This is a genomic window from Streptomyces sp. NPDC127092 (assembly GCF_042722475.1).
Taxonomy (GTDB): domain Bacteria; phylum Actinomycetota; class Actinomycetes; order Streptomycetales; family Streptomycetaceae; genus Streptomyces.
This window is the reverse complement of the sequence record NZ_JBHXFE010000398.1, coordinates 540-1,067: the sequence shown is the minus strand read 5'-3', so window position 1 is coordinate 1,067 and position 528 is coordinate 540. Positions and strand designations below refer to the sequence as shown.

Below are 528 nucleotides of genomic sequence, written 5' to 3'. Positions count from 1 at the left end.
AGCCCGGACCCCTCTCGTGCCGAGCAGGGCGATGGCCGCGTCGAGCACCTGCTCCCGTTTGTCTGCCATGCCCCGACACTACAACGGTAGTAAATTCACTACACCCGTAGTAGGGTGGCGAGCATGACGCACTCCGCAGCAGTCCTCGGCGGCGGCATCGGTGGACTTGCCGTCGCCCGCTACCTGTCCCGCGCCGGCTGGCACGTCGAGGTCTTCGAGCGTGCCGAGACCCTGCCCACGTCGGGCACCGCGCTCGGCATGTGGCCGCAGGCCCTCGACGCGCTGGACGCGATCGACGCAGGTGATCGGGTGCGCGCACTGGGATCACCCCAGCACCGCGGTTCGCTCCTGCGCCCCGACGGATCCGTGATCGGCACCATCGACAACCGCAACCGAACCGCCTTCCTGCTGTCGCGGCCCGCCCTGCTGGCCACACTGGCCGAGGCCCTGCCCGACGGCACGATCTCGTTCGGCACACCGGCACCCGCCCTCGACGCGCTGACGGACCACGACGTCGTGATCGGCGCG

The 528-nt window shown here is 70.3% G+C and carries 1 protein-coding gene; it reads left to right on the top strand.

Annotated elements, in window-relative coordinates; translation table 11 throughout:
• Positions 1-123: 123 nt before the first annotated feature.
• A partial coding sequence (locus ACFWJO_RS40795; RefSeq protein WP_386873455.1) for an FAD-dependent oxidoreductase occupies positions 124-528 on the top strand: 405 nt, incomplete at its 3' end.